The sequence below is a fragment of the Paenibacillus phocaeensis genome, from assembly GCF_900021165.1.
GTDB lineage: Bacteria > Bacillota > Bacilli > Paenibacillales > Paenibacillaceae > Fontibacillus > Fontibacillus phocaensis.
This window is the reverse complement of sequence record NZ_FCOQ01000022.1, coordinates 146,570-169,873: the sequence shown is the minus strand read 5'-3', so window position 1 is coordinate 169,873 and position 23,304 is coordinate 146,570. Positions and strand designations below refer to the sequence as shown.

Here is a 23,304-nt window from a genome sequence, read left to right as displayed (position 1 = left end):
CTCAGATCCGGTGCATCGTATTAAAGATATCCTCATGCTGCAGCTTGATTTCAACGCCGATCGTAAGTCCCAGCTCCTGCATCTCTTCGACCAGCTTCTCGAACCCTTTGGCTGGCGCGGAAATATCGACGATCATCATCATGTTGAAATATCCTTGAATGATCGTTTGCGAAATATCGAGAATGTTGACGTTATTATCGGCCAGATAGGTGCACACCTTGGCGATAATCCCCACTTTGTCCTTGCCCAGTACGGTGATAATCCCCTTCAAACGAAGCTCCCCCTTTAAATTCAAGACTCCCCCGCCATTTCGCGGACGAGTCGTCTGCTCCGCTTATTATGGCAAAAGAACGGCAAATCTTCAATAACGGCTTTCACTGGGGGATGGGGAAAAATAACGCAGCTCGGCAGTCGACAACGTTTTGGACTGCGAGGCGCTTTTCTTACCGTCCGTGCCGGAACCCTGAGCGCTTTCAACCTCACAGTCCACGGCACGGTATTTCCCTTGCTTCAGCTTCAAGTCGATAAAATCGACCACCTGCTGCAGCGAGGCGATTTGCTCAACGATATCGGCCCGGTGCCGGACCATCTTCTCCACGAGCTCCGGATATTCCCCCGGATCCGTATCGACGGACACCTTCAAGAATGGCCGCATCTCGTCCAGCGGCATGCCGGTCTTCTTCAGGCAATTCACCAGCCGGATCGTGTCCAGATCTTCCTTGTAATAAACGCGGTGACCGTTCTCCTTCCGCTCGGCGCGAGGGAGAAGCTTTATTTTCTCATAGTATCGCAAGGTGTCCTCCGTTGTCCCGGTTCGTTCGGCAGCTTGCTTTATAGTAAAAGTGAGTTTATCTATAGATTCGATTGCCATAAGTAGTTTGGTTCCCCTCCTGTTCCTCGATGAAATGTCTTATCTGCATGATATAACTTGGAGTCAGCTCCAAGTCAACTCCTCCAACTTAAACTTATTAACTCCTTGACTTGGTGTCGACTCCAAGATCTAGAATCGGCCTGAAGACCTGTAAAACGTCTAGATTTCCAACCAGGAGGGATTGCATCGATGCAGACCAAAAATGAAAATATCGCCTTAATCACAGGGGCTAACGCCGGGATTGGGCTGGAGTTGACACGTATTCTGCTGAACGAGGGGTGGCAAGTGATTGGCTTGAACCGCTCCGATTGGCCGACGGACGACCGAAAGCTCCAACACGCGGTTCAAACGGGACAGCTCAGAACTTACAAGACGTCGGACTTATCCGACTTTACCAGCTTGCGGCAAGCGCTGGAGCAGATTCAAGCGAACGAGGAGCGGATTGACGTATTGTTTAACAATGCCGGTCGCAGCTTCCCCGAATTGGAATACTCGAAGCAAGGCCGGGAGCTTCACTACGAGTTGATGACGGTCGTCCCTTATATTGTCACGATGGAATTGAAGCCATTGCTTAGCCGGGGACGCCTGAAAACCGTCATCAATACCTCTTCCGCAGTCGTAACCCGGGTCAAAACCTTTGAGCCGGAGCGGCTGGAACGGCCCACAACGTTCCGTAAGCTGCTCGGTCCTTACGCCAATTCCAAGCTGGCGCTCTCCCTGTGGACGGAAGCCATTGCCCCGCAGCTTGCGGCGGAGGGCATCGAAATCCGCAGTGTGGATCCGGGAAGCAACAACACGCTCCGCAAAGGGAAACACTCGGGGCTTCCATTCTGGCTGAAGCCAATCATGAAATTGTTCTTCTCCCCGCCGAGTTATGGAGCAGGTCAATTATGGGCCGGAGCAGTCGGTCATGCTCGAGGGCATAACGGCGTTTTTCTGGTGAAAGGAGAAGCCGCGGAGATTAAGTTCCGGGAGCAGGGTCAAACGGTGCTGAAACGAGTTCAGACCATCTATGAAACCGAGTTTCTTCGGGAACGCCGCTAGACCTGCGGCGTTCCTTCATCATCCTGAGATCTACCTGATTCAGGACGGTTCGATATTTTCTTTCGCCCGCAATCGTTCAATGAACAATCTGGTTTCCCGTTCCCTGCGCTTTCGTTCCTTATCCTCTCCGTTCAAGGCCTTCAGTAGGGAGACGCACATCCCGAGCATAATTACGGCAAAAGGAAGGGCTGCAACGATTGAAGCGGTTTGCAGGCCGCTAAGGCCTCCGCTGATCAGCAGCGTTAAGGCGATTAACGATTGCAGGATGCCCCAAGTCAATTTAACTTTATTACTCGGATTCAAAGCCCCTTTGGAAGATAACATCCCAAGCACGAAGGTTGCCGAATCCGCGGAGGTTACGAAGAAAGTAATGATGAGCAAAGTGGCTAACGCTGCAATCAACATGCCAAGCGGCAGTTGTTCCAACATGAGGAATAAAGCGGTCGTGACGTCTTCTTGAGCAGATCTGGCCAATCCGGAATGCTTGAATATTTCCATATTCAAACCGGTTCCTCCGAATACGGAAAACCAAATAAACCCGAAAGCACTGGGGACGAGGAGAACCCCGAGCACGAATTCCTTGATCGTTCTTCCCCGAGACACACGGGCAATAAAAGTCCCCACAAATGGTGCCCAAGCGATCCACCATGACCAATAAAATAACGTCCAGTTGCCCACCCAGGTTCCTTGTGTGAAAGGGGTCAAGCGCAAGCTCATGACAACTAGGTTTTGCAGGTAATCTCCGAGCGTTGAGGTAAATGTGTCGAAGATAAATGAGGTTGGGCCTGCCAACAAGACAAACACCAGCAAGGTGACGGCAATGATTAAGTTGATATTGCTTAACCATTTGATTCCTTTGTCCAAACCCGTTAGTGCGGACAACAAGAAGAGGACAGTAACTACGGATATGATCACAGCTTGAGTGGTTAACGAATTGTGAATCCCAAACAAATGATGAAGCCCTCCGCTAATCTGCAGGGTCCCTAATCCTAAAGAGGTGGCTACTCCAAATGCCGTCGCTATAACGGCTAATACATCGATGGCTTTGCCCAATAAGCTTTGGACCGCCTTTTCGCCCAGTAATGGAATAAAGGTCAAGCTAATGAGGCCGCGATAACCTTTGCGGAATTGGAAATATGCCAGGGCCAGCGAAATAAGCGTGTACACCCCCCAGGGATGTAATCCCCAGTGAAAAAAAGAATAACGCATTGCTAATCTGGCGGCTTGTGGAGTCCCGCCCTCCGCTCCTTCCGGAGGAACCATATAATGCGACAAGGGTTCCGAAACACCCCAAAAGACAAGTCCGATGCCCATCCCCGCACTAAAGAGCATCGCGAACCAAGAGAGGTTCGAATATTCGGGTTCGTCCTCATCATTGCCCAATTTTATTTGCCCGTGTTTGCTAAAAGCTAGATAGAATGAAAAAATAAGAAGTCCCAGCGTGGTCATTAAATAAAACCAGCCAAAACTTCCTATAGAAAATCCTAATACCCGATCTGCCGTTTCCGCCAGTTGTTCCGGAGCTAACGCCCCAAAAAGTACGAACAACAAGATAATCAAAAAGGAAACGATAAATACCATTCCTAAACCCCCCAGCCTCTATGATAAACCTTCTTTTAAATTGTTTACCTAGAGTACGGGGGAATATGCAGTTTACCGGAAATTCCGGTTCCGTGTTGCTTCATATTGCTTCTTCAGCAACGCAAAGACAACAGCGTCAACGAATTGGTTCTTCTCAAAGAAGGTTTCCTTCAAATAACCTTCCTCGTGAAATCCCGTCTTCTCCAACAAGTATCGGGATCGAATATTGTCAGGGTCAATATACGCCTCGATCCGGTTCAGTCCCAAGTCCTCGAACCCAAATCGCAGGATCTCCTGCAGCACTTCGGTCATAACGCCTTGGCGCCAATAGTCCGGGTTCAGCTCGTATCCGACCTCGGCTTTATAATGATCCTTCGACCAGTTGTGAAACCCGCACGTGCCGATCACCCGGTCGCTTTCGGCTTTCACTGTGATCGCCCAGCGAAAGCCTCGCTTCTCCAGATAGCGGCTGTTCCACTTTTGGATCAGCTCCTCCGCTTCCCGAAGCTCCACAAATCGATCCAAATCGTAATATTTCGTTACTTCGTCGTTGGAGAAATAATGGAACAAATCGGCGGCATCCTTCGAGGTTAGCCTGCGCAGTACAAATCGCTCCGTTTCCAATTGAGGGAACAATTTCATAACGACCGGTCCTTTCCTAGAGTTTACGTAAATCTATTATAGGTGAAGGACCACGCCGAAAGGAAGAGTCAAAAAAGTACGGGTTGCAAGGGAGGTCCGTTCAGGTTGTCACCGTCAGTCGGATTCCGATGCCGAACGGGTCGCTCAGCCGGAGGTCATTCCCCTCCCGCTGATAGGCTACATTCGCTTCGGCTAACCGGCTCTCAACCGCTTCCAGAGCGGGAACATCCGGCAATTCTGTCGTGAAGTAGCGGATGCCGACCGCATCTTCCGGGGCGGGCGGCGCCCCTTTGCCGGCCCACAGGTTCAGGCCGATGTGGTGATGATATCCGCCGGCTGAGATGAATAACGCCGCCCCGCCATAATGAGCGGTGACCTCGAATCCGAGAATCCCGCAGTAGAACTGTTCGGCCTGCTGCAAATCACCAACATGAAAATGCACATGCCCGATGCGTGTTCCTTCCGGCAATCCGTTCCAGTCCGCATGTTCGGACAGATTCAGCAGGTTCTCGATGTCCACCGGATCTGTGGTCATCAGAACTTCGCCAGCGGCGTTCTTTTGCCAGGTCTCCCGCGGGCGGTCGGCATAAATCTCGATGCCGTTCTGATCGGGATCATTCAGGTACAACGCTTCGCTGACGAGATGATCGCCTTGACCGACCGGAATTTGATGCCGGATCAGATTGCGCAAGGCAAGTCCCAGCGCGATTTGGCCGGGAACCAAGATGGCAAAATGATATAAACCGGACACGGACCGCTCCGGCATAACCCGATATCTTGGATCGGCCTCCAGAATCAGCAAAGGCTGTTTGCCGTCGGCGGTCAACTCGGCGACGGGGCCGTTCTGACGAAGGACCTGGAAGCCGATCACCTCTTGATAAAAGGCAAGCGACCGCTCGAGATCGCGGACTTTAAGACGAACTGCGCCGATTTGCGCATCAGGATGGATGGGTAAGGGATAGGCCATGTCTTTTCTCCTCCTTCGGATCTAAACGGTTCCGCTCTAAATGTAACAAGTATAGTTACAAACAAATTGTTGTAATCAGTATAGTTACAGGAGAGAGAATTGTCAATTGGGCGCCAAAAAGCCCCCTAGGACAGGGGGCTTTACATCCTCATTCGTTGCGAAGGGAGATTCCGCTTTAGACCGACGCGGTTTTGGATGAGATCTCGTTCACTACGTCCTGCAACGTTACGGCTGCAAGGGTGTTCTCCATCGCCTTTTGCGCCAGGGAGAAGATCGGTTCGATCGCCGACTGGATATTCTTGCCAACCGGGCAATCCGGGTTAGGATGGTCATGTACGGCGAACAAGCCGTCCTCCTCTACGACGTGTACCGCGCGGTATACATCAAGCAGCGAAATTTGGTCCAGCGGCCGTGACAGCTTGGATCCGGCAACCCCCGTACGTACTTCAACCAGGCCCGCTTTATTCAGCATACCCATGATTCGGCGGATCACGACCGGGTTGGTGTTCACGCTGCCGGAAATATATTCCGAAGTGCTGATCCCGTCTTTGTTGATTTCAAGCAGGGACAGTATGTGAATGGCCACGGAAAATCTGGAGCTGATCGTCATGATTAGCCTATCCCCTTTCCCTCATCTTGTAACCATATTAGTTACTCAAGGTGGGGAATGTCAACCGCCTTTTGCGGACAATCCCTCCACGGAATGAATTAAACTTGCTTCAAAATAGCTCGAATCACCGAGTAGCTGATCAGGCTGCGATCCCGGTACACCATAGCCACCGCATCGGGATGCTCGCCGAGGATGCCCTTCTGCAAAATGGCCGCGCCAAATCCGCGTTCCACCGCCCCGTTAAACGTAAAGGTGACGCAGTGTTCGGCCGCAAATCCGCAAACCACCACGAAGTCGGTGTCCTTTTCTCGTAGAAACTGTTCGAGGTCGGTTTTCCAAAACGCGTTGTTCCATGCTTTGGATATTCGCAGGTCGGAGTCGGCCAGCTTAACCTCAGGAATCACCTCGTACCCCGGAGTTCCTTCGCCCCCGTCCTTATCTTGGACCACGACGACGGGCCGCCCCGCCTCCCTGAACAAGTCGGCGACGGCATTCATATATTCGCACACCCCCGGAATTTCGCTTTGGATTCGCGGAGGGTTCAAAAAAGCTTGCTGCATATCGATGATCAATAAAGCCGGTTTCATGCCTGCTCCTCCTTTGTCGCCTGCTTTGAGGCGCCTAATTTCCTACATTATACACGATCCCAGCCGATCATCGCCGGAAGATTTTTTGGGGATCAAGGACGAAAACGGTTGACCCTCACATTAATGTGAGGGTTTATAATGAATCCAAGAAGGCAGGTGATTCGAAAGCGATGAGAATCGGTGAATTGTCCAAAGCGACCGGCGTCAGCATCCGCTCCCTTCGATATTACGAAGAGCAAGGCTTGATCGCTTCGCAGCGACTGGCCAACGGGTACCGCGATTACCACAGCTTTTCGGCCGAACAGGTGAAGACCATCCAATTTTATTTAAGCCTGGGACTCACCACGGAACAAATCGCCGGCTTCCTGCAATGCGTCATGTCGAGCAAAGAGGCATTCTGTCGTGAGATCATGCCCGTGTACCGCAGCAAGTTGAAGGAAGTGAATGAACAGATTGAGCTGCTGCAAGCGATCAAGGCCAATCTGGAGGAGCGGATCAGCCATATTTTAGCCGAAAATCCCGAAATGGAGATGAATGAGAATGGCCACGAAACGAATTGAACATGTAAATGAATTTGCGGAGGCGATCCAAGCACCGGGCCTTACGCTCGTTGACTTTGACGCCCCTTGGTGCCCGCCATGCAAAGTGTTGTCCCCGATCTTGGATGAGCTCCACGAAGAATATGACGGTGCTGTGAACCTGCTTAAGGTCAATTGCGACGAACTCCCGGAATTGGCCTCGCAATTTGGCGTGATGGCCATGCCCACCGTCCTCTTCTTCCATCAGGGCAAACCGGTAGAGAAGCTGATTGGGCTGCGTCCCAAGGAGGCTTACACGAGTGTGATTGCGAAGTACCCGCCCGCTTCCCATACGGCATAATGGAACGAGAACACCTCCAAGAATCCGGATCTTCCCTTGTTTAGGAATCCGGCTTGGAGGTGTTTTCCTTATATTTTAATCTTTGTGTTGTTGATTTGAGCTTCAAGGACATCGTACAGAGCCAGCTTATAATTGATCTTGTCGAGGTTTCGGTATAGTTCATTGATCTTCCTCTCGATTTCCGCTTTATGCTCAAGCATCATTTCTTTTCGCTCTGCAAGGGTGCCCTCTCCTTCTTTAAACAACCGTACATAGGTCTGGATCTGAGCAATGGGCATGCCGGTTAATCGAAGTGCGGTGACAAAGTGAATCCACTCTAAATCCTCTTGATCATATAAGCGTTTTCCACTCTCATCTCGTTTCACAAATGGAAGCAATCCTTCATTTTCATAATACCGCAGGGTGGAAGCCGTAATGCCTGTCATGAGGGTCGCTTCTTTAATACTCATCATCTGGAAACCCCTCCTTTTGATTAAAGTTCACTTTAAGTTAATTTCAACGCATTATGGTACTGATCATAGCAAGAAATGGCATGAAACGCTATAGAAAAGCGAATAAATTCAATAAAACCCCGTTTGCTCAAACTTAAAAAAAACACCCTTGACTTCAAGCATACTTTAATTTGTAGGCTAAACATGAAGTCCAGAAATTAAAAATGAAAGGATGAGCGTCTTGAAAACAAAACACTTGGGACATAGCGAGTTAGAGGTGTCGGCGATCGGGTTAGGATTAATGGGGATGTCGGAGCTTTATGGGAAAGCCGATGATTCGGAATCCATCCGCACCATTCATCGTGCGTTGGAACTTTCCGTGACTTTGCTGGATACCGCTGACTGTTATGGCAACGGCCACAATGAAGAACTGCTCGGCAGAGCCTTGAAAGGACGGCGGGATCAAGCTGTCATCGCCTCCAAGTTTGGCCTGGGGCCTAATTTTGAAGGGTTCTTTGGTCATCCCGATTACGTGAAGGGAGCGATTGACCGCAGTCTCATGCGTTTAGGTGTGGATCATATCGACTTGTATTACTATCATCGCGTTGATCCGAAGGTTCCCATTGAGGAAACCGTTGGAGCGATGTCTGATTTGGTGAAAGCCGGGAAAGTCCGTTATCTGGGATTGTCGGAAACCCCCAGTGAGATCATCCGCCGGGCTCACGCCATTCACCCCATTTCGGCTTTGCAAACGGAATACTCCCTCTGGAGCCGTGAAGTCGAAGCAGACATTCTTCCAACCGTCAATGAACTCGGGATTACCTTTGTGGCTTACAGTCCGCTAAGCCGCGGGTTTCTCTCCGGTGCTGTACGTAAGTTTGAGGATTTTGCCCCAACGGATTTTCGAAGACTACTGCCTCGATTCCAAGGCGACAATTTCCAACTAAATCTGGCGTTGGTGGACAAAGTGAAGGAGCTTGCTGAAGAGAAGAACTGTACTCCCTCCCAATTGGCTATTGCTTGGACAATTGCCAAAGGAGCCTTGCCGATTCCCGGAACGAAGCGGATCTCTTATCTGGAGGAGAATATAGGGTCACTGGATGTGGAACTCTCCTCCGAAGATATGCTTCGCATCGATGAGGTGATGCCCCCTGCTTCCGTAAGCGGAGATCGTTACTAATCTCATCTTAACAGACGAAACCAGCCAGCTGCCGACGTACGGGTCGGTGACTGGCTGGTTCTTCTGTTAGCTTCTGTTCATTCGTAAACAAGGATATCTCGGAGTTGCTTGGCTTGTTCGATATACGGTCCCTCCGACAAATTGTTGAATGCCAGATGGGTGGCCCGCAAACTTAGCAGTTGATCGCCTGGCTTGAGGCCGAATTGCTTCCAGGTTGTGTGAGGCAGCGTAAAATAACCTTTGTTGTTCAGGTACACCCAGCAGAACGTCCGTTCCTTAAAGCTGATAACCTCCCCTTCCGGGATGGCGAATTGCTGCAGCTGAGGAATGCTGGCGAAAATCGTGGCAAGCGGTGAGTTGGCGATCAATTCCTTGCAGACCACGCTAAAGCCTTTGGCCGTATTCCGGCCGGTCATTAGGATAATGTTCGAATCCGGGCGAATCTGGTACTCATGCAGGGCTTGATCCGGAAGGTAAAACGATCCGTCGGGAAGAATTTTGCTCCATGCGTAAAAGTACTTCCCGCCTTTGGCATTCACTGCCATATCTATCATCCCCCGAGCGTATTGAATATGTAATATCATCGCGCAATCGCGGGGCCGTGAGATATGATTTTAATCACCCGGATCAGGAATTGGAATCCTATTGTAAATGGCTTATTCGGTAAGTTCTTCAATTTTATCGGCAAAATACAGCTTATGCGCCTTCAGTACGATAATCTTCAGCATCATATACACCGGAATTGCCAGGATCATTCCCAGAATGCCGCCGAAGTCGCCGGCTACCAGCAAGAGAACAATCGTTGTCAAAGGGTGTATGTTGATCGTCTTCCCGTAAATGTAAGGAGAGATCAAGTTGCCTTCGATTTGCTGCGCCAGCACGACGATGAGGATAACCCAGATCACCATGGACGGAGATACCGTGAATGCCACGATCACGCAAGGAATCGCCCCCAGCAGCGCGCCAAAATAAGGGATAAAGTTAAACAACGCGCCCACGACCGCAAGAAGCAGCGGATAAGGCAAGCCGATGAGCCAGAATCCGATGAAGCTCATAAAGGCCAGCAGTACGGCGCTGATCATTCGCCCGGCGATAAATCCCTTCAGCATGCTGTCGATCTCATGAATGACACTCGCTCCGTCGCGGCGGTAACGTGACGGCAACATCCGTACCAGTAAAGGCGTAACCCGCTCGTCTTCCTTCAGCATGTAATACAGCAAAATCGGTACCGTCCCCACAACAATGACGAAATCATTAAGAAAAGTCACCACATGCGATAAGTAACCCGAGATCTTTTCCATCGCCGAGTTCAGATATTCGGTCACCTTGTTCATCAGCTCCGGGCTCGTCTCATTCGTGACCATCGAGAAATACCGGTTGTTCCGGACGTCATTCATCTGCGATTGCACGCCGTCAATCAGCTTCGGCACGTTGTTCATGAATTCAATGATCTGCTTCTGCAGCGGCGGCCAGACGACGATCAGGAAGATCGTAATCACTCCGGCGAACATCAGATAAATCAGCAGGATGGCCAGCACCCGGTTCAGCTTCTTGCGTTCCAGGAACTGCACGATCGGACGCAGCAGGTAATAAAGAAATCCGGAGATCGTCAACGGGACGATCAATATGGAGACCAGGGTCACCAGCGGATTAAAAATAAAGCTGACCTTGGATAATAAATAAATGATGGTCAGCACCATAATAATTCCCAGTGAGGTGCGATAAAACGGGTGTTGCCACACGGTTTGTTCCTCCTCTCCCCTCTTCCGGCTCAACCGGAAGCTTGCGGATCAAGCGTCCGGCAGCGTATCCAGCGCGGCATCCAGCAGAGTATCAAACCAATCGTCGTCCTCCTCGATTCGCGCATCCACCGCAAGAAATTGCTCCTCGATGCCCGGCTCATCCGCATAGTGAAGGCTGTAATCCCAATCTTTCCCCTTCTGGCTGAAGAACGTAATTTCATAACCGGCCTTATGCGAGCTGACTTCAAAAACGGTCTTTCCGATATAGGAACCGTCTTCCTCCCGGCGCATTTCGGCGTGAACAATGGTCAATTCGTTCATATGGATCGTAACTCCTTTTTTTGGGACCGTCTTATTAAAATATCGTACCATGTTTTGGGGGAATATCAAATGTAGAACTTGAGGGAACCGCAGTTGCCCAGCATTCCAATTTCGTTCCCGAATGGTGTATGATAAGACAATAACCCATTTCCAAAGTATGGAGGAGACCGTATATGTCCGATTTTCAAGCGAAACTGGAAAAATATGCAGAATTGGCCGTCAAAATAGGGGTTAACGTACAGCCTGGCCAGAACCTGATCATCAACACGACTCTCGATTCGGCGGAGCTCGTTAGGCTCATCGTCAAGCAAGCTTATGAGGCCGGCGCCCGCTTTGTCAAAGTCAACTGGAGCGACGATGTGGTAACCCGCCTTCGCTACGATCTGGCCGCGGAGGAATCCTTCCTGGATGAGCCGAAGTGGTATGCCGGAGAAATGCTGGAATACGTGGAAAACGGCGCAGCGGTGCTCCACGTGATCTCGTCCGACCCCGACTTGCTGAAGGGCGTGTCCACCGAGCGGCTGACCAATCATCAGAAAACATATGGCAAAGCGATGAGCAAATACCGCGAAATGCAGATGTCCGATAAGTTCAGCTGGTCGATCGTGGCAGTTCCCTCGAAAGTTTGGGCGGATAAAGTATTCCCTGAACTTCCTGAAGCCCAACGTGTTGAAGCCCTATGGGAAGCTATCTTCCGAACGGTTCGTCTGGATCAGCCCGACCCGATTGCAGCTTGGAAGCAGCATATCGAGAACCTGACGCAGAAATCCGATTACCTGAACGCGAAACGTTACAAGAAGCTGCATTATAAGGCTCCCGGCACCGACTTGACGATTGAACTGCCGGAAGGCCATCTGTGGGTCGCGGCAGAAAGCATCAATGCGCAAGGCCATACGTTCCTGGCCAACCTGCCGACGGAAGAAGTGTTCACCGCTCCGCATAGAACCGGGGTGAACGGCACGGTCGCCGCCACGAAGCCGCTGAGCTACCGGGGCACCATCATCGACCGGTTCTCGTTAACTTTCGAAAACGGACGTATCGTGGATTATCAGGCCGAAGTGGGCGCCGATGTCCTGAAGCAGCTCGTCGAGCTGGACGAAGGATCGCATTATTTGGGCGAAGTCGCGCTTGTTCCGCACAACTCTCCGATCTCGCAATCGGGCATTTTATTCTACAATACGCTGTTTGACGAGAATGCCTCCAACCATTTGGCGATAGGCAATGCGTACGCCTTTAACCTGGAGGGCGGGAAATCGATGTCCCAGGATGAATTGGCCGAGCGCGGGCTGAACTCCAGCCTGGCCCATGAGGACTTTATGGTCGGATCCGCCGAGATGGATATTTTCGGCGTGACCGCAGACGGCAAGGAAGAACCGATCTTTGCCAAAGGCAACTGGGCATTTTGATCGGAGAAAGGAAATAAGCGCCCCTTTGGCGGAACGCTTCCGCCAAAGGGGCGCTTTCTTTATCCTCAGGTTCTGCAGCTTCAAGATTCGACTGGCGCAGATCTCACAGATGATGTATAGGCCCGGCTGCGCTGGATCATCACGGCGGTTGCGCTTAAGAGTACCAGCAGCGCCAGGAAACCGGCCAATATCCATGCCGACGTATCCGCACCAAGCAGGTCCATGCTCTCTCCGATTAACAGCGGCAGCAACGCGCCCCCCACACCCCCTGAGGCAATCAACAAGCTGGGGGTCGTCTCCTCCGTGCCCGGCAACAGCTTGTTGGCGAAGACAAGTGCGATCGAGAAAAGTCCCGACATAAACAAACCAAACAGAACGATGAGGGTAAACAGCCAAGCAAGCCCTCCGCCCCAGGCAAACATGGAAATGACGACGAAGCTGATCAGGCAGCCCATGGCCACATAACGGCTGTAGGAGATTCGCTCGGCAACAACGCCCGCAAAGAGTCGGCCGAATGTCATCGCGATCCAGAACAAGGTTACGCTGAACGCGGCGGTTGGCTTATCGATGCCAAGCTTCTCGATCAGCAGAGACGGCAAGAAATTTACGAAACTCATTTCCGTGCCGACATACACGAAGAAGAACACAATAAAGACAAGGAGCAGCAACCCTCGGGTTCCGGGGTACTTCTTCAACGCCTTCCCCTTCCCGGCCGTCTTATCGCTTCTCGCTTGAAGGGTCTGTTTGAATTCGCCGAAGCGGCCTTTGCCCCAAGCAAACAACAGGACGAATGCCAGAATCGAGACCAGCAGGAAGGCGTAACGCCAATGTTCCAATCGAATAAAAGCACCCGCAGCCAGCGGCATCAGGAGTGCTCCCAATCCGAAGAATACCTCCAGTCGACTCATGGCCACAGCGGTTCTTTCAGTGAAGGAGGCGATAATGATCGTTCCGATCACCGCTTCAATCATCCCAAACCCATAACCGGCTACGGCCCCGACAACGTACATCCATTCCCATGGCGGAAGCAGCGTATACACAAGCTCCGCGGCACCTAACATCCCGGTTGCAATCAGCAGACCGTTCAGCTTGCCGAGTCTTGCAATCAACAGAGGGGAGATCAGGACTCCCACCAGGAAGCCGGAAAACTGGGCAAAGATCAGCAGACCGCCATCGCCGTAATCTCTGCCGTAATGCTCCAGCAAGCTAGGCATCAACGAACCCACCACGACGTGAGCCAATCCGATCAGCAAATAAGACCAGCATCCCATCCAAAATAAACGTTTCACGAACGAACTCTCTCCTCTCGTCACCCTGTTGCAAACACACTTCTTCTATTGTAATGGATCGTTGCATGAACGTCATCTGTTGAAAATTGGCGAAACCGATCGGAATGAGGTTGAAATCATGGAAAATCATTCCTTTTCCTGAGAAAGTAGAGTAAAATTGGATAAGAGAAGGATCGGATTTCGGCTTAGGATATCAGATAGAGAGGTAACTTTATGGTCAGTCAGTTGCAGTATTTACTTACCGCTAATTACTTGGAACTGCCGGAGCGCGTGCAGGAAGAAATCTATTACGCTTACTTCGATTTGGTGTACGGCACCGTCTACTATATGGTTAAGGATCATCAAGCAACCGAGGACATTATTCAGGAAGCCTTCCTGATGGTTGTACTCAAGAAGCCGGATTTCGACAACGAGAACAGTTTGCGCGCCTGGTTGAGAACGGTATCGAGGAATATGGCCATCACCTATTTGCGCAAGAATCGCAAATATGATTGTACGGTCGACTCGGACTGTGCGCTGCAGGAGGTTGCCGCGACAGCTTGGCCGGAGGATTCCGTAGAGGGCTGCGTGGAAACCAAGCTGTTGGAGGAGGCCATCAGTTCTTATTTGCATCAGATTAAACCGGAGTACCGCATGCTGCTGGAGTATCGCTGGAAACAAGGTCTCAGCTATAAAGAAATTGCCGATCGTATGGGCTTATGCGAGAATCTCGTCCGGCAGCGATTATATCGCACCCGGGAGGGAATTAAGAAGATGCTGCACGCAGAATGGGATGAACAAAAACCGGATGCCTCTATGTAAATAGACATCCGGTTTGATTTTAAGCGCCGGCTTCTTCCAGCGGCAAGAGCTGCTGGCGAATGAGCTTCACGCGGGAGATTCTCTTGTGATCGGTCTCCTCCACCACGTAGGTGTATTCGCCGTAATCCACGGTTTGCCCTACCTGCGGAGGCAGGATATCAATCCGCGAATACAGCCAACCTCCGATCGTATCATAATCGTCCGAATCCAACTCCAGACCGAACCGATCATTGATCGATTCAATCAACATCAATCCATCGATGGAATACGAATGCATATCGAGTTGCTCAATCCCCGGACGTTCTTCATCGAACTCATCCTGAATTTCCCCAACGATCTCTTCGACGATATCCTCTAACGTGACCATTCCGGAAGTCCCGCCGTATTCGTCGATCAGGATGGCAATTTGCGTTCTTCCCCGCTGCATGCGTTTCATCAAATCGCTGATCGGGATCGATTCCGGCACGGCCATAATCGGACGAATCAGGTCGCGAAGATCCCGGGTTTGAGAGCGGATCAAATCTTTGATATGAATAAATCCGATAATATGGTCTTTATCTTGATGGCAGACAGGATAACGGGTTCTTGTGCCTTCTAAGGCGATTTCCAGGTTCTCTTCCAGCGAATGCTGGGTATACAAGCAGATCATTTCCGTTCGGGGGATCATGATCTCCCTTGCGGTCGTATCGGCGAACTCAAAAATATTGTCCACCAGCGACATTTCCGTACTATCAATCAAGCCGCTTTCACTGCTCTCCTTCATCATGACACGGATTTCTTCCTCCGTATGCAGGGAATCCTGCTCCGACACCGGCGCGATCCCAAACAACCGCAAGAGGCCGGAGGAAAGGCCGTTTAACATCCAGATAAACGGGTACATCAAACGGTAAAATATGCGCATCGGCCACGCGAACCATAACGTAATGGTCTCGGCTTTACGGACGGCAATCGTTTTCGGGGCCAGCTCCCCCAGCACGATATGCAAAATGGCGATCAGCAGGAAGGAGACCGCTAATGAAACGATAAATCCCGGCCTTTCGCTGAAGCCCATCATTTCAAACAGCGGACCCAGCATGCGGGCAACCACCGGTTCGCCAAGCCAACCCAGCCCTAACGAACTGAGCGTGATCCCAACCTGACAGGCCGACAAATAACCGTCCAAGCGGCTTAACAGATCTTTCGCGATCCGCGCATTCCTTCGTCCTTCTTCGGCTAAAGCTTCAATCCGGGAACTCTTCACTTTTACGATGGCAAATTCGGCCGATACAAAAAATCCGTTAAGCAACACCAATAACACCATGAATCCTACAGAATAAAGACTCGGTAAAGGGTCACCCAATACGTTTCCTATTCCCGCCGATCCGGCAGCGAATAGGTGCACCTCCTTCGTGATTTAAAGTCAGCGATAGGTTGTATCTTGGCATATGAGAACTGCAGCGTTATTTTCCCAAGGGATTCATCTCCTTTTGCCATGCGGCTGCATCCTGTATGATGAATTCTTCTTAATGATATTATTATACACTACACAGTCAAACGCTGCGGTATTCCTGACGAACAGGCGTGGCAGGCCTGAAAAATAAAAAGGCTCCCTTCGATCAAGGGAACCTTAAGTAGATTATCGCCGGGTCGGCGGCGGAGAACCGATCACCCCGGGGTATTGATAGAGCAGCGGCTCGTCGAACGTGGCATAGTCGAAATTGACCATCAACATAACCGTTCGTACACCGGTCGTCGGATCGCTGATGATGATATGGTCGCGTCCGGCAGCTTCCAACACGCCTCTGAAGACCTTCGCATTCCATTCGCTGTTGTTCTCGTAGGTCATGTAGAAGGTACCGACTTTGCCTAAATTCAGCCGGAAGATATTCTCGATGTAGGATTGCTCATAGTTTACCGGAGCAGGCATTACAGTGCCGCCGGGCGTTATCGGGCTTCCGACCGGCACTTGGGGCGGCATGGCTCCTCCGGTTGGCTGAGGATATCCGGAATATCCGCCTCCGACGTGAGCAGTCGGATAGGTGCCATGACCCGCGGGAGATGTGGTTGGCCGGTATTGCTGAGTAAACATGCAATTCATTCCTCCTTAGGATTGATCAAGCGAAACATTGAAGTTAATAAACGGAAGGGCAGTCTTCCGCAGATGGAGAAAAGAAACAGTGCGCTTTAAACCGGCCGGTGTTCTGCTGGTTGTACCAGGTATCAGGGCAATTTCCCGTAGGCCGGAAAAACCACAAGGCGTTGGAAGCCGGCCATACCCGCTCGCCGTTAATGACGCGCTGCGCCAAACGAATTTCGCGATCGCGGGCTCTTTGGTAGAAATAGCCTTTCACCGTGGCTTCAAATCCGCCGGGATTCTGAAACACCATCTGATTCATGTCGCGAATATCTCGAAAATCCAGGCAATTTCCCAAGATACGGTTCACGCCGACATTGCCGACCATCAGCATGCCCTGTTCGCCTTCCCCTTCCGCTTCCGCACGCATCAGGCGCGCCAGGAGCCTAACGTCTGCGGAATTCGTTTTAATGACGGCCAAATTGGCTCCTCCTCCCTCTCTACTGAACGATATATCTTATGTGCATCTGCCTATCTTGGTGCTTCGGACTGGAAAAAAATCGGTGTCAAGGACCTGGAGAGCCTTGCAAATGTGAATACGGTTACAATCTTGAACATTTCGTGTCTATTTCTATGGACGCGCTTACATGAATAGCATATACTGTAGATGAATAATGTTTTTTTATACGTTTGTGCTGGTTTCGTTATAAAACGGTTGCTTCATTATACCTTTTAGGAGGTTACCTCATGAGAATCGCGATTATTGGCGGCGGCTTGGCCGGGCTTACGGCTGCTGCATATCTGTCGGACCACAGCGAGACGTCCGGAACAGTATTTGAACGAAGCCCACAGCTCGGCGGACGGGCTTTCACTTATGAGAAATCGGGATTTACTCTGAACTACGGAGCACACGCCGTCTATGGCATCGACAGACACACGCTCCACGTTATGGAAGAAGAACTGCATTTGAAGTTCCAGAGCAAGCAAGTGGATAAACGTAAGGTGATGTATGCCAAACACGGCAAGTTAACCCCTGCCCCGCTTGATTTCGTCAACATTATGAAGACGGATGTCCTGACTCCGATGGAGAAGGTCCGGTTTGTCGCCGAAATCGCTGCCGTCATCGGGAACCTTCATCACTTGAAGCAGCATCGGACACTTGGCGATTACCTGGATCATTCGCATGCTTCAGCAGATGTCAAAGAACTGTGGGAACATCTTGTCTGCTCCAACTTCTTCATTACACCGGAGGAAGCGCGCAAAGTATCCGGCGAAGTCATCGCTGAATATTATCACAACCTGTTCCTCTCCGGCCGGCCGGTCAGCTACATTCTGGGCAGCTGGGCGACGATTACCGATCAGTTGATCGACAAAATCAATGAGAACGAGGCATGGGAGATTGCCGTCAAGGAACCCGTCGAGTCGATTACGATGGAGAATGGTAAATATCTCCTGAACACCAAGACAAGACAACAGCTTGAATATGATCAGGTCATCTTCGCCATGCCGGTGCAGCAGGTGACCAAACTGCTGGAAGAGACCCCTTGGGCAAGCACGCTGGAACCGTACAAGAACAACACCTCGACAGAAGTGCTTGTATATGATGTGGGCTTCTCCAAAGTAGTCGCTCGCCCTTTCCACTATATCAGCGATATGGATCACAAGATTTTTATCAGCGACGTCTCAGCCACTGACTTTACGGTCGCCCCTGTGCATGGTCAGTTGCTGCAGGGAATCGCCTACTTGAATGACGATTTCTCCGATGAGGAACAGAAGAAGCAATATCTGGAGCAGAAAACCCAGCAAATGGAAGCTTTGTTTGATACGTATTATCCGAATTGGCGTGAGTTCGTAGAAGTCAAACGCGTATCCAAGAAAGCGATGGTTGCCAGCGTGAAGAATATTCACACGAACAAATTGCTGCCGACCCGTTTGGCCGGCGTCCCCTTCTTCTTCTGCGGGGATGGTTGCGAAGGGAAGGGCGAGTTGGCAGAGCGCGCCTTCTCCAGCGGCCGGGCCGTCGCCCAGGCGATTCTGGAGCAAGCCGCAACCAAGGCCTTATCCTATTAAATGCAATCACAAAAACAGAAGCGTACGCAGGAATCGTCATGGTCGACGATGCGTTACGCTTCTGTTTTTATCTGTCTGGCTTGTATCAACCTTCCCCTGCCTGCCTTTCTTGTGAATTTCGTATGCTTGATGCCTTCCTCACCCGGAGCTATGCGATTTCCGGTATTCCTGCAGCTCGGTCCGATAGGTGCGGCCCGCTCGCTCGAATCCGTGGAAGCGGCGGCCCTGAAACGTCAATTTGCCTTCGTCCCCTTCCGCACATTGCCCGTATTCCACCCCGGACACCACAAACTCTAAACGATCACCGCTTTCGACCTCGAAGGTCATATAGTACTTGGTGTCAGTACGATTGACCGAGGTGTCGGTGTCATGGCGGTGGCTCACTTCCGTCCGCTTGCCGACGATCACAGATTGGACGCTGAGCACCGGCTGCTTCTGGTTTCCAATCGCGCGAAGAATTCCTCCCGTGGCCGTAACGGCCAGAATCCCGATGATCACCACAAACAAAATCGGCAGCGCCGTTTCCACCACGCCAAACATTTCCGTCCAGGACTGCATAGCGTAATCCCTCCTTCAGAGGTTGCTCCGTATCGCTGTTCTCCCCTTTCCCCCTATGTATATGCCGGCCGAAATAAAACTTGTTATTCCGCGTGTCCAGAAAATATACCACTCTTGTCCCAAATAACGAGAGAAAAACCAAAAACCCCTGATTCGACTCGCGAATCAGAGGTTAATTGGGGACCCGAGGGAGCAGGTTGAAATCAGGCATAATACTCGAACAACAATTGACGGGTTTCCTCGGCGCCTTCGGCTTCCCGATCGAACGCCTCGTCTAGTCCTTTCTCAGCCCAGCAAGCTTTGCATTGCTCTTCGGTGGTGCACAGGTGAGCATCCTCGCAATGGTAACAAAACTGAAGATAATTTCGGGTCAAGGTTTCCTCGTGAACAGTTGGTTTCATCAGGTTCCACTCCTATCGTGTTGGGAGCATTCGCCCCGTGATTAACTTGCAGGGTTGTTGTTCCTTCTTACAAGTTAAATATATCACAAAGTCAGAGGAACACATGTGATTATTTTCACAATATGATGAACATCACAAAATTTCTTTCTTGCCTCATATAAAAAAAGCACGGCGCCCCCGCGCCATGCTTGAAAAACCGTATGAATTACAACACCCTCCAGCTCCGTCCGCCGTCCTTCGTCTGCATCAGCAGCGAGCGTTGCTGATCCTCTTTGGCCACCAACAGCCATCCGACTTGGGGGTTGAAGAACTGAAGCTTCACGATCTCGGGATAGCCTTGCAGCGTTTCGATCAATTTCTCGCTGGGCGGCAACGGCGTCCAGCTCCCCCCTTGGTCTGAAGTATAATATACCGTTGAATCCAGAAGGGTCCATCCTTCGTTTCGATTCAGGAAGGTAGGAGCGAGCTTCTCATTTAATCCCGTCTGCCAAGAAAGCTTGAACGGTGCTAATGTCCACGTGTTGCCCGCATCCTCGGTAAAATATCCGTTGAATTTGGTGGAGTTCCCACGGCTGCAGCCGACGGGAATCCACCCTTCCCTAACGCTGCCGGAGAAGAAGGACACCTTGCCGATTGTAAAGCTGTCACAGGTTTTGTATTTGTCCAGGTTGAAGAACCGCTCATTGGGAGCCCAGGTTAACCCGCCGTTCTCTGTTACGTATAAGGTGGGAAGCCCTTCCTTGATCTCGCTTACAAACCCGCGCAGCGGGCTTGTAAAGGCCATCGAGGATTGGGTACCTGGAATCCCGGTTGGGTGATCCGTAGACAGGAGGCTCTCGAGATCCGTTCCTCCGATCAGGGCTTCGAAGGATTGGGCTCCGTCGTCCGTCGCAAATAAGGAGCGCACGCCATTCGCTCGCGAGGTGCCCTCAGATAAGATCCATCCATTGGAGGGGTCGGCGAACACCATCGCCTTCACTTCCCCATTCCCGGGAAACGAAGTCACCTTCCAGGTGGCCCCGCCATCGCTCGTACGCAGGACCAGCGTATCTCCTAATCCCGCAGAATTACGCACGATAAAGCCATGATCGGGATCGAGAAAGAAGATATCTTTGCCGTATTCAGGTGTGGTTGTAAAGGGTACGGAAGCCGCAGGGGATATGTTCGTCCAGGTTTTGCCGTTATCCTCCGTAATATAGAGACGCAGTTCATTGCGCGTACAGCCCCATGCCAAACCCGTCGTTTCGCTCAGCAATTGAAAATCGGTGAGACGGGTTTGAATCTGGTAGCGGTTATTGGGGTTCTCCGCCGGAGCAGCGGCGGGATGTCCCTGGTTCTCGGAAGCTTCAGGATTGATCACCGTGATCGTCTGCCCTTCCTCGGCAGGCTCGTCTTGAACGGGAGCAGCGGCCGGAGGCGGCTCGGAGGAACAAGCCGTCAGAAGCAAGACCGTAACCAGGGCGGTTCCGGCTAACTTGTGCCACAAGCTCAACCCGAACCACCTCACTTTCTGCATAAACTGAAGTAAAGTTATTATACCATAGGTGTATACTCGCCGTTATAGCCGGGAATCGTTCCCAAAGTTTACCGTGAAATGCTGATCCGGCTTGTAGACCGCGAAAGCATATCCTTTGCTTTGCAGATATTCGATGATTTGCGGAAGCACCTTTACCGTCTGAGCTTTCTCGTGCAACAGGATAACTTCCGTGTTTCGGTGGGTTTGACGCTTCACTTCCTTCAGAATCGTGCTTGGGCTGTCCGGATATTTCCAGTCCTTGGAGTCTACTGTCCAATCCCACATTTTAAATCCCGCTTTAGCGATATCGCCGCGGAATTTCTTATCAATCTCCGGCTTGCTGCCATACGGAGCACGAATTAAGGTCGGCGAGGTTCCAGTCAACTTCTCCACCAGTTTCTGCTCTTTCGTAAATTCCTCGATAAAATGAGCCGAGCCTTCCCCGGTATACAATATCTTCTTGTTGTGGGTCATGCTGTGCAGTCCCACGTAATGGCCCGCTTCCAGCGCCTCGTTTACGATCGCCTTATGCCCGCTGAGTTGATTTCCGATCATGAAGAACGTACCGTGAATCTGATAATGCTCCAAGATTTCCAGCAGCGGTTCTGTATATTTACTAGGCCCGTCATCAAAGGTCATATAGATGACTTTTTGCTTAACGGGGGTTTGGGATTGCTTATCGGGCAATGCTGGCTGCTTCGTCTCTACTGCGGGTTGTGCCGGTTGTACGGGAGGGGCAGGCTCGACTTCTGTCTGAGGCACGTCGTCCCCTTTTTTCGGGTTGGTCTCTGACTCATCCGAAATCCGCGGTTGCTCCAGAGTTCCGGTCTGTTCTTCCTTTGTCTCTCCTGCAGCCGCCAGCTTAGCCGGGAGGACGACCCGGCTGGACTTGTGGAATGGCTCGCGCAGCAGCGGAGCCACCGCCACAGCAGTCAGCGCCAGAGATGATGCCGCCAGCACGACCGCTGCCGTAACCATAAGTTTCGCCGGCCGCGTCATCCCCGAGCGCACGGTGCGTTCTCCATGCTTTTCACTTCGTTTTCCATAAGGCGACATGTGGTTCACCGGATTCCTCTCTCTCTTTGTTCTATTTACTAGAATAATATAAAGCGAGAGTTTCGTCCTTACAGAATCGTTAATCGATGGTTACAAAGTGATAACAAGTTCCCAACGATTGATCTTGGTTTACATAATATTTATTACGTTCATTTTCTATTAAAACTGAATATTCCACATTTTACTTTAAATTTTGAGCTTCTATCAGGTACAATGAATTTGGGCAAATACATATCGCACTTCTTCGGGAGCAGCGAATCGGCCTTGAACGCTTGCCGCTCACAGGTTAAGAATGCAGAGATTGGCGCAAGCTAAGGTTTGGAGAATATGACGAGGGGATGAAAAAAAATGAAGAACAAACTGCGTTCCAGTCGGGTTGTGATCATTGGGACAGGGGCGGTTGGCGCGACAACCGCTTATACGCTGCTCTTAAGAGAACGAATTTCCGAGCTGGTACTGATCGATGCCAATAAGGAGAAAGCCCTTGGCGAAGCGCTTGATATGAACCACGGCCTTCCCTTTACGGGCGGAGTCAAGCTTTGGGCCGGAGATTACAGCGATTGTGCCGATGCCGATATTATCGTCATTGCAGCAGGTGCCTCCCAGCGTCCCGGAGAGACCCGAATCGATTTGCTGAAACGCAATGCCGGCATTTTTGACAGCATTATTCAGAATATCGTTAAGTATAACGATCACGGTATTATTCTTGTCGCCACGAACCCGGTTGACATTCTATCCTACGTATCTTTGAAGAAGAGCGGATTCCCGTCCAATCGCGTCATCGGCTCCGGTACCCTGCTCGACAGTGCGCGTTTCCGTTATTTGATCGGACAGAACAAGAAAATTAATCCGCGCAGCATCCATGCGCATATTATCGGCGAACATGGTGACTCCGAACTTCCGCTTTGGAGCTTGGCCAACGTTGCCGGGATCGGGCTGGAGTTCTCCGCGGAGGATCGCGAGGAGATTTTCAACAGTACGAAGAATGCGGCCTACGAGATCATTAATGCCAAGGGGGCCACTTCGTACGCGATCGCGCTCGCGCTGGACCGGATTATTGTCTCGATTCTGCAGAACGAAGGTTCCGTTCTTAACGTCTCTACCCTGCTGACCGATTATAACGGGGTGTCCGACGTTTATCTCGGCGTACCTAGTATCGTTGACCGCTCCGGGGTCCGTGAAGTGCTGGATCTGAAGCTCAGCGACGAGGAGCTTGCGCAGTTCCACGCCTCAGCGAATAAATTAAAGGGCGAAATTGCCAACTTGGATCTGTAATCGCAAGGATCATGATAGAAAAAA

General features: G+C 51.1%; 27 protein-coding genes. 8 read left to right on the top strand and 19 right to left on the bottom strand.

Features of this window, described 5'->3' with window-relative positions; translation table 11 throughout:
- Nucleotide 1 precedes the first annotated feature (1 nt).
- Both BN3795_RS15995 and BN3795_RS15990 read right to left on the bottom strand, forming a co-directional pair.
- Nucleotides 2-271, bottom strand: a complete 270-nt coding sequence (locus BN3795_RS15995; protein ID WP_068785691.1) for an ACT domain-containing protein — start codon at nucleotides 269-271, stop codon at nucleotides 2-4.
- A gap of 90 nt (nucleotides 272-361) precedes the next feature.
- On the bottom strand, nucleotides 362-871 hold the full coding sequence (locus BN3795_RS15990; RefSeq protein WP_068785690.1) for a MerR family transcriptional regulator: 510 nt from the start codon (nucleotides 869-871) through the stop codon (nucleotides 362-364).
- Nucleotides 872-1,060: 189 nt separating this feature from the next.
- On the opposite strand from BN3795_RS15990, the gene BN3795_RS15985 reads away from it, so the two are divergent.
- Complete coding sequence (locus tag BN3795_RS15985; protein ID WP_068785689.1) at nucleotides 1,061-1,915, top strand: SDR family NAD(P)-dependent oxidoreductase; 855 nt, start codon at nucleotides 1,061-1,063, stop codon at nucleotides 1,913-1,915.
- 39 nt (nucleotides 1,916-1,954) lie between these two features.
- Here the strand turns inward: BN3795_RS15985 and BN3795_RS15980 are convergent, their stop codons facing one another.
- The 5 genes from BN3795_RS15980 to BN3795_RS15960 form a co-directional block, all read right to left on the bottom strand.
- Nucleotides 1,955-3,496: a glycine betaine uptake BCCT transporter gene (locus tag BN3795_RS15980; protein ID WP_068785688.1), complete on the bottom strand. Its 1,542-nt coding sequence runs from the start codon at nucleotides 3,494-3,496 to the stop codon at nucleotides 1,955-1,957.
- A gap of 72 nt (nucleotides 3,497-3,568) precedes the next feature.
- Complete coding sequence (locus BN3795_RS15975; RefSeq protein ID WP_068785687.1) at nucleotides 3,569-4,138, bottom strand: GNAT family N-acetyltransferase; 570 nt, start codon at nucleotides 4,136-4,138, stop codon at nucleotides 3,569-3,571.
- A gap of 100 nt (nucleotides 4,139-4,238) precedes the next feature.
- Nucleotides 4,239-5,105 (bottom strand): VOC family protein, encoded by an 867-nt coding sequence (locus BN3795_RS15970; RefSeq protein WP_068785686.1) that lies wholly within the window; start codon nucleotides 5,103-5,105, stop codon nucleotides 4,239-4,241.
- 175 nt (nucleotides 5,106-5,280) lie between these two features.
- Complete coding sequence (locus BN3795_RS15965; RefSeq protein WP_068785685.1) at nucleotides 5,281-5,715, bottom strand: Rrf2 family transcriptional regulator; 435 nt, start codon at nucleotides 5,713-5,715, stop codon at nucleotides 5,281-5,283.
- A gap of 98 nt (nucleotides 5,716-5,813) precedes the next feature.
- Complete coding sequence (locus tag BN3795_RS15960; protein WP_068785684.1) at nucleotides 5,814-6,302, bottom strand: cysteine hydrolase family protein; 489 nt, start codon at nucleotides 6,300-6,302, stop codon at nucleotides 5,814-5,816.
- 170 nt (nucleotides 6,303-6,472) lie between these two features.
- Here BN3795_RS15960 and BN3795_RS15955 point away from each other — a divergent pair, with 170 nt between their 5' ends.
- Both BN3795_RS15955 and trxA read left to right on the top strand, forming a co-directional pair.
- A complete protein-coding gene (locus BN3795_RS15955; protein ID WP_068785683.1) occupies nucleotides 6,473-6,862 on the top strand; it encodes a MerR family transcriptional regulator in 390 nt (129 codons plus the stop codon).
- Nucleotides 6,843-7,181, top strand: a complete 339-nt coding sequence (gene trxA, locus BN3795_RS15950) for a thioredoxin (RefSeq protein WP_068785682.1) — start codon at nucleotides 6,843-6,845, stop codon at nucleotides 7,179-7,181. Before BN3795_RS15955 ends, trxA begins: the two co-directional genes overlap by 20 nt.
- 68 nt (nucleotides 7,182-7,249) lie before the next feature.
- Here the strand turns inward: trxA and BN3795_RS15945 are convergent, their stop codons facing one another.
- Nucleotides 7,250-7,633, bottom strand: coding sequence for a MerR family transcriptional regulator (locus tag BN3795_RS15945; RefSeq protein WP_068785681.1), 384 nt, complete (start codon nucleotides 7,631-7,633; stop codon nucleotides 7,250-7,252).
- Between the two features lie 220 nt (nucleotides 7,634-7,853).
- On the opposite strand from BN3795_RS15945, the gene BN3795_RS15940 reads away from it, so the two are divergent.
- Nucleotides 7,854-8,792 carry an aldo/keto reductase gene (locus BN3795_RS15940; protein ID WP_068785680.1) on the top strand — a complete coding sequence of 313 codons (939 nt, stop codon included), beginning with the start codon at nucleotides 7,854-7,856 and terminating at the stop codon, nucleotides 8,790-8,792.
- A gap of 77 nt (nucleotides 8,793-8,869) precedes the next feature.
- Here BN3795_RS15940 and BN3795_RS15935 read toward each other — a convergent pair whose 3' ends face one another.
- The 3 genes from BN3795_RS15935 to BN3795_RS15925 all read right to left on the bottom strand — a co-directional run bounded on the left by BN3795_RS15935 (nucleotide 8,870) and on the right by BN3795_RS15925 (nucleotide 10,855).
- Nucleotides 8,870-9,337 carry a hypothetical protein gene (locus BN3795_RS15935; protein ID WP_068785679.1) on the bottom strand — a complete coding sequence of 156 codons (468 nt, stop codon included), beginning with the start codon at nucleotides 9,335-9,337 and terminating at the stop codon, nucleotides 8,870-8,872.
- Between the two features lie 111 nt (nucleotides 9,338-9,448).
- Entirely contained in the window at nucleotides 9,449-10,534 is a 1,086-nt protein-coding gene (locus tag BN3795_RS15930; RefSeq protein WP_110945205.1) for an AI-2E family transporter, read from the bottom strand.
- A 48-nt stretch (nucleotides 10,535-10,582) separates the two neighbouring features.
- Nucleotides 10,583-10,855: a hypothetical protein gene (locus BN3795_RS15925; protein WP_068785678.1), complete on the bottom strand. Its 273-nt coding sequence runs from the start codon at nucleotides 10,853-10,855 to the stop codon at nucleotides 10,583-10,585.
- A 173-nt stretch (nucleotides 10,856-11,028) separates the two neighbouring features.
- Between BN3795_RS15925 and BN3795_RS15920 the strand changes: the two genes are divergently transcribed.
- Nucleotides 11,029-12,261, top strand: a complete 1,233-nt coding sequence (locus BN3795_RS15920) for an aminopeptidase (protein WP_068785677.1) — start codon at nucleotides 11,029-11,031, stop codon at nucleotides 12,259-12,261.
- Between the two features lie 80 nt (nucleotides 12,262-12,341).
- Here BN3795_RS15920 and BN3795_RS15915 read toward each other — a convergent pair whose 3' ends face one another.
- A complete protein-coding gene (locus BN3795_RS15915) occupies nucleotides 12,342-13,550 on the bottom strand; it encodes an MFS transporter (protein WP_068785676.1) in 1,209 nt (402 codons plus the stop codon).
- Nucleotides 13,551-13,763: 213 nt separating this feature from the next.
- Here BN3795_RS15915 and BN3795_RS15910 point away from each other — a divergent pair, with 213 nt between their 5' ends.
- Nucleotides 13,764-14,351, top strand: a complete 588-nt coding sequence (locus BN3795_RS15910) for an RNA polymerase sigma factor (protein ID WP_068785675.1) — start codon at nucleotides 13,764-13,766, stop codon at nucleotides 14,349-14,351.
- A 19-nt stretch (nucleotides 14,352-14,370) separates the two neighbouring features.
- Here the strand turns inward: BN3795_RS15910 and BN3795_RS15905 are convergent, their stop codons facing one another.
- From BN3795_RS15905 to BN3795_RS15895, 3 genes are all read right to left on the bottom strand, one after another.
- Nucleotides 14,371-15,690, bottom strand: a complete 1,320-nt coding sequence (locus tag BN3795_RS15905) for a hemolysin family protein (protein WP_068785674.1) — start codon at nucleotides 15,688-15,690, stop codon at nucleotides 14,371-14,373.
- 276 nt (nucleotides 15,691-15,966) lie between these two features.
- Nucleotides 15,967-16,419, bottom strand: a complete 453-nt coding sequence (gene gerQ / locus BN3795_RS15900) for a spore coat protein GerQ (RefSeq protein ID WP_068785673.1) — start codon at nucleotides 16,417-16,419, stop codon at nucleotides 15,967-15,969.
- A gap of 43 nt (nucleotides 16,420-16,462) precedes the next feature.
- Complete coding sequence (locus BN3795_RS15895; protein WP_068785672.1) at nucleotides 16,463-16,885, bottom strand: cell wall hydrolase; 423 nt, start codon at nucleotides 16,883-16,885, stop codon at nucleotides 16,463-16,465.
- A 266-nt stretch (nucleotides 16,886-17,151) separates the two neighbouring features.
- On the opposite strand from BN3795_RS15895, the gene BN3795_RS15890 reads away from it, so the two are divergent.
- Complete coding sequence (locus tag BN3795_RS15890; RefSeq protein WP_068785671.1) at nucleotides 17,152-18,474, top strand: FAD-dependent oxidoreductase; 1,323 nt, start codon at nucleotides 17,152-17,154, stop codon at nucleotides 18,472-18,474.
- 138 nt (nucleotides 18,475-18,612) lie between these two features.
- Here BN3795_RS15890 and BN3795_RS15885 read toward each other — a convergent pair whose 3' ends face one another.
- From BN3795_RS15885 to BN3795_RS15870, 4 genes are all read right to left on the bottom strand, one after another.
- Nucleotides 18,613-19,032, bottom strand: coding sequence for a DUF2500 domain-containing protein (locus BN3795_RS15885; protein WP_068785670.1), 420 nt, complete (start codon nucleotides 19,030-19,032; stop codon nucleotides 18,613-18,615).
- Nucleotides 19,033-19,235: 203 nt separating this feature from the next.
- Entirely contained in the window at nucleotides 19,236-19,433 is a 198-nt protein-coding gene (locus tag BN3795_RS15880) for a hypothetical protein (RefSeq protein WP_068785669.1), read from the bottom strand.
- A gap of 205 nt (nucleotides 19,434-19,638) precedes the next feature.
- A complete protein-coding gene (locus BN3795_RS15875) occupies nucleotides 19,639-20,925 on the bottom strand; it encodes a WD40/YVTN/BNR-like repeat-containing protein (protein ID WP_232729950.1) in 1,287 nt (428 codons plus the stop codon).
- 66 nt (nucleotides 20,926-20,991) lie between these two features.
- Nucleotides 20,992-22,005: a polysaccharide deacetylase family protein gene (locus BN3795_RS15870; RefSeq protein WP_068785667.1), complete on the bottom strand. Its 1,014-nt coding sequence runs from the start codon at nucleotides 22,003-22,005 to the stop codon at nucleotides 20,992-20,994.
- Nucleotides 22,006-22,353: 348 nt separating this feature from the next.
- On the opposite strand from BN3795_RS15870, the gene BN3795_RS15865 reads away from it, so the two are divergent.
- Entirely contained in the window at nucleotides 22,354-23,280 is a 927-nt protein-coding gene (locus BN3795_RS15865) for an L-lactate dehydrogenase (RefSeq protein WP_068785666.1), read from the top strand.
- Nucleotides 23,281-23,304: the final 24 nt, after the last annotated feature.

Bases quoted from the DNA above. Each gene is read 5' to 3' on its own strand.
- BN3795_RS15990 (WP_068785690.1), bottom strand. From the start codon at position 871: ATGGCAATCGAATCTATAGATAAACTCACTTTTACTATAAAGCAAGCT.
- BN3795_RS15985 (WP_068785689.1), top strand. From the start codon at position 1,061: ATGCAGACCAAAAATGAAAATATCGCCTTAATCACAGGGGCTAACGCC.
- BN3795_RS15980 (WP_068785688.1), bottom strand. From the start codon at position 3,496: ATGGTATTTATCGTTTCCTTTTTGATTATCTTGTTGTTCGTACTTTTT.
- BN3795_RS15975 (WP_068785687.1), bottom strand. From the start codon at position 4,138: ATGAAATTGTTCCCTCAATTGGAAACGGAGCGATTTGTACTGCGCAGG.
- BN3795_RS15970 (WP_068785686.1), bottom strand. From the start codon at position 5,105: ATGGCCTATCCCTTACCCATCCATCCTGATGCGCAAATCGGCGCAGTT.
- BN3795_RS15965 (WP_068785685.1), bottom strand. From the start codon at position 5,715: ATGACGATCAGCTCCAGATTTTCCGTGGCCATTCACATACTGTCCCTG.
- BN3795_RS15960 (WP_068785684.1), bottom strand. From the start codon at position 6,302: ATGAAACCGGCTTTATTGATCATCGATATGCAGCAAGCTTTTTTGAAC.
- BN3795_RS15955 (WP_068785683.1), top strand. From the start codon at position 6,473: ATGAGAATCGGTGAATTGTCCAAAGCGACCGGCGTCAGCATCCGCTCC.
- trxA (WP_068785682.1), top strand. From the start codon at position 6,843: ATGGCCACGAAACGAATTGAACATGTAAATGAATTTGCGGAGGCGATC.
- BN3795_RS15945 (WP_068785681.1), bottom strand. From the start codon at position 7,633: ATGATGAGTATTAAAGAAGCGACCCTCATGACAGGCATTACGGCTTCC.
- BN3795_RS15935 (WP_068785679.1), bottom strand. From the start codon at position 9,337: ATGGCAGTGAATGCCAAAGGCGGGAAGTACTTTTACGCATGGAGCAAA.
- BN3795_RS15925 (WP_068785678.1), bottom strand. From the start codon at position 10,855: ATGAACGAATTGACCATTGTTCACGCCGAAATGCGCCGGGAGGAAGAC.
- BN3795_RS15920 (WP_068785677.1), top strand. From the start codon at position 11,029: ATGTCCGATTTTCAAGCGAAACTGGAAAAATATGCAGAATTGGCCGTC.
- BN3795_RS15910 (WP_068785675.1), top strand. From the start codon at position 13,764: ATGGTCAGTCAGTTGCAGTATTTACTTACCGCTAATTACTTGGAACTG.
- gerQ (WP_068785673.1), bottom strand. From the start codon at position 16,419: ATGTTTACTCAGCAATACCGGCCAACCACATCTCCCGCGGGTCATGGC.
- BN3795_RS15890 (WP_068785671.1), top strand. From the start codon at position 17,152: ATGAGAATCGCGATTATTGGCGGCGGCTTGGCCGGGCTTACGGCTGCT.
- BN3795_RS15885 (WP_068785670.1), bottom strand. From the start codon at position 19,032: ATGCAGTCCTGGACGGAAATGTTTGGCGTGGTGGAAACGGCGCTGCCG.
- BN3795_RS15880 (WP_068785669.1), bottom strand. From the start codon at position 19,433: ATGAAACCAACTGTTCACGAGGAAACCTTGACCCGAAATTATCTTCAG.
- BN3795_RS15870 (WP_068785667.1), bottom strand. From the start codon at position 22,005: ATGTCGCCTTATGGAAAACGAAGTGAAAAGCATGGAGAACGCACCGTG.
- BN3795_RS15865 (WP_068785666.1), top strand. From the start codon at position 22,354: ATGAAGAACAAACTGCGTTCCAGTCGGGTTGTGATCATTGGGACAGGG.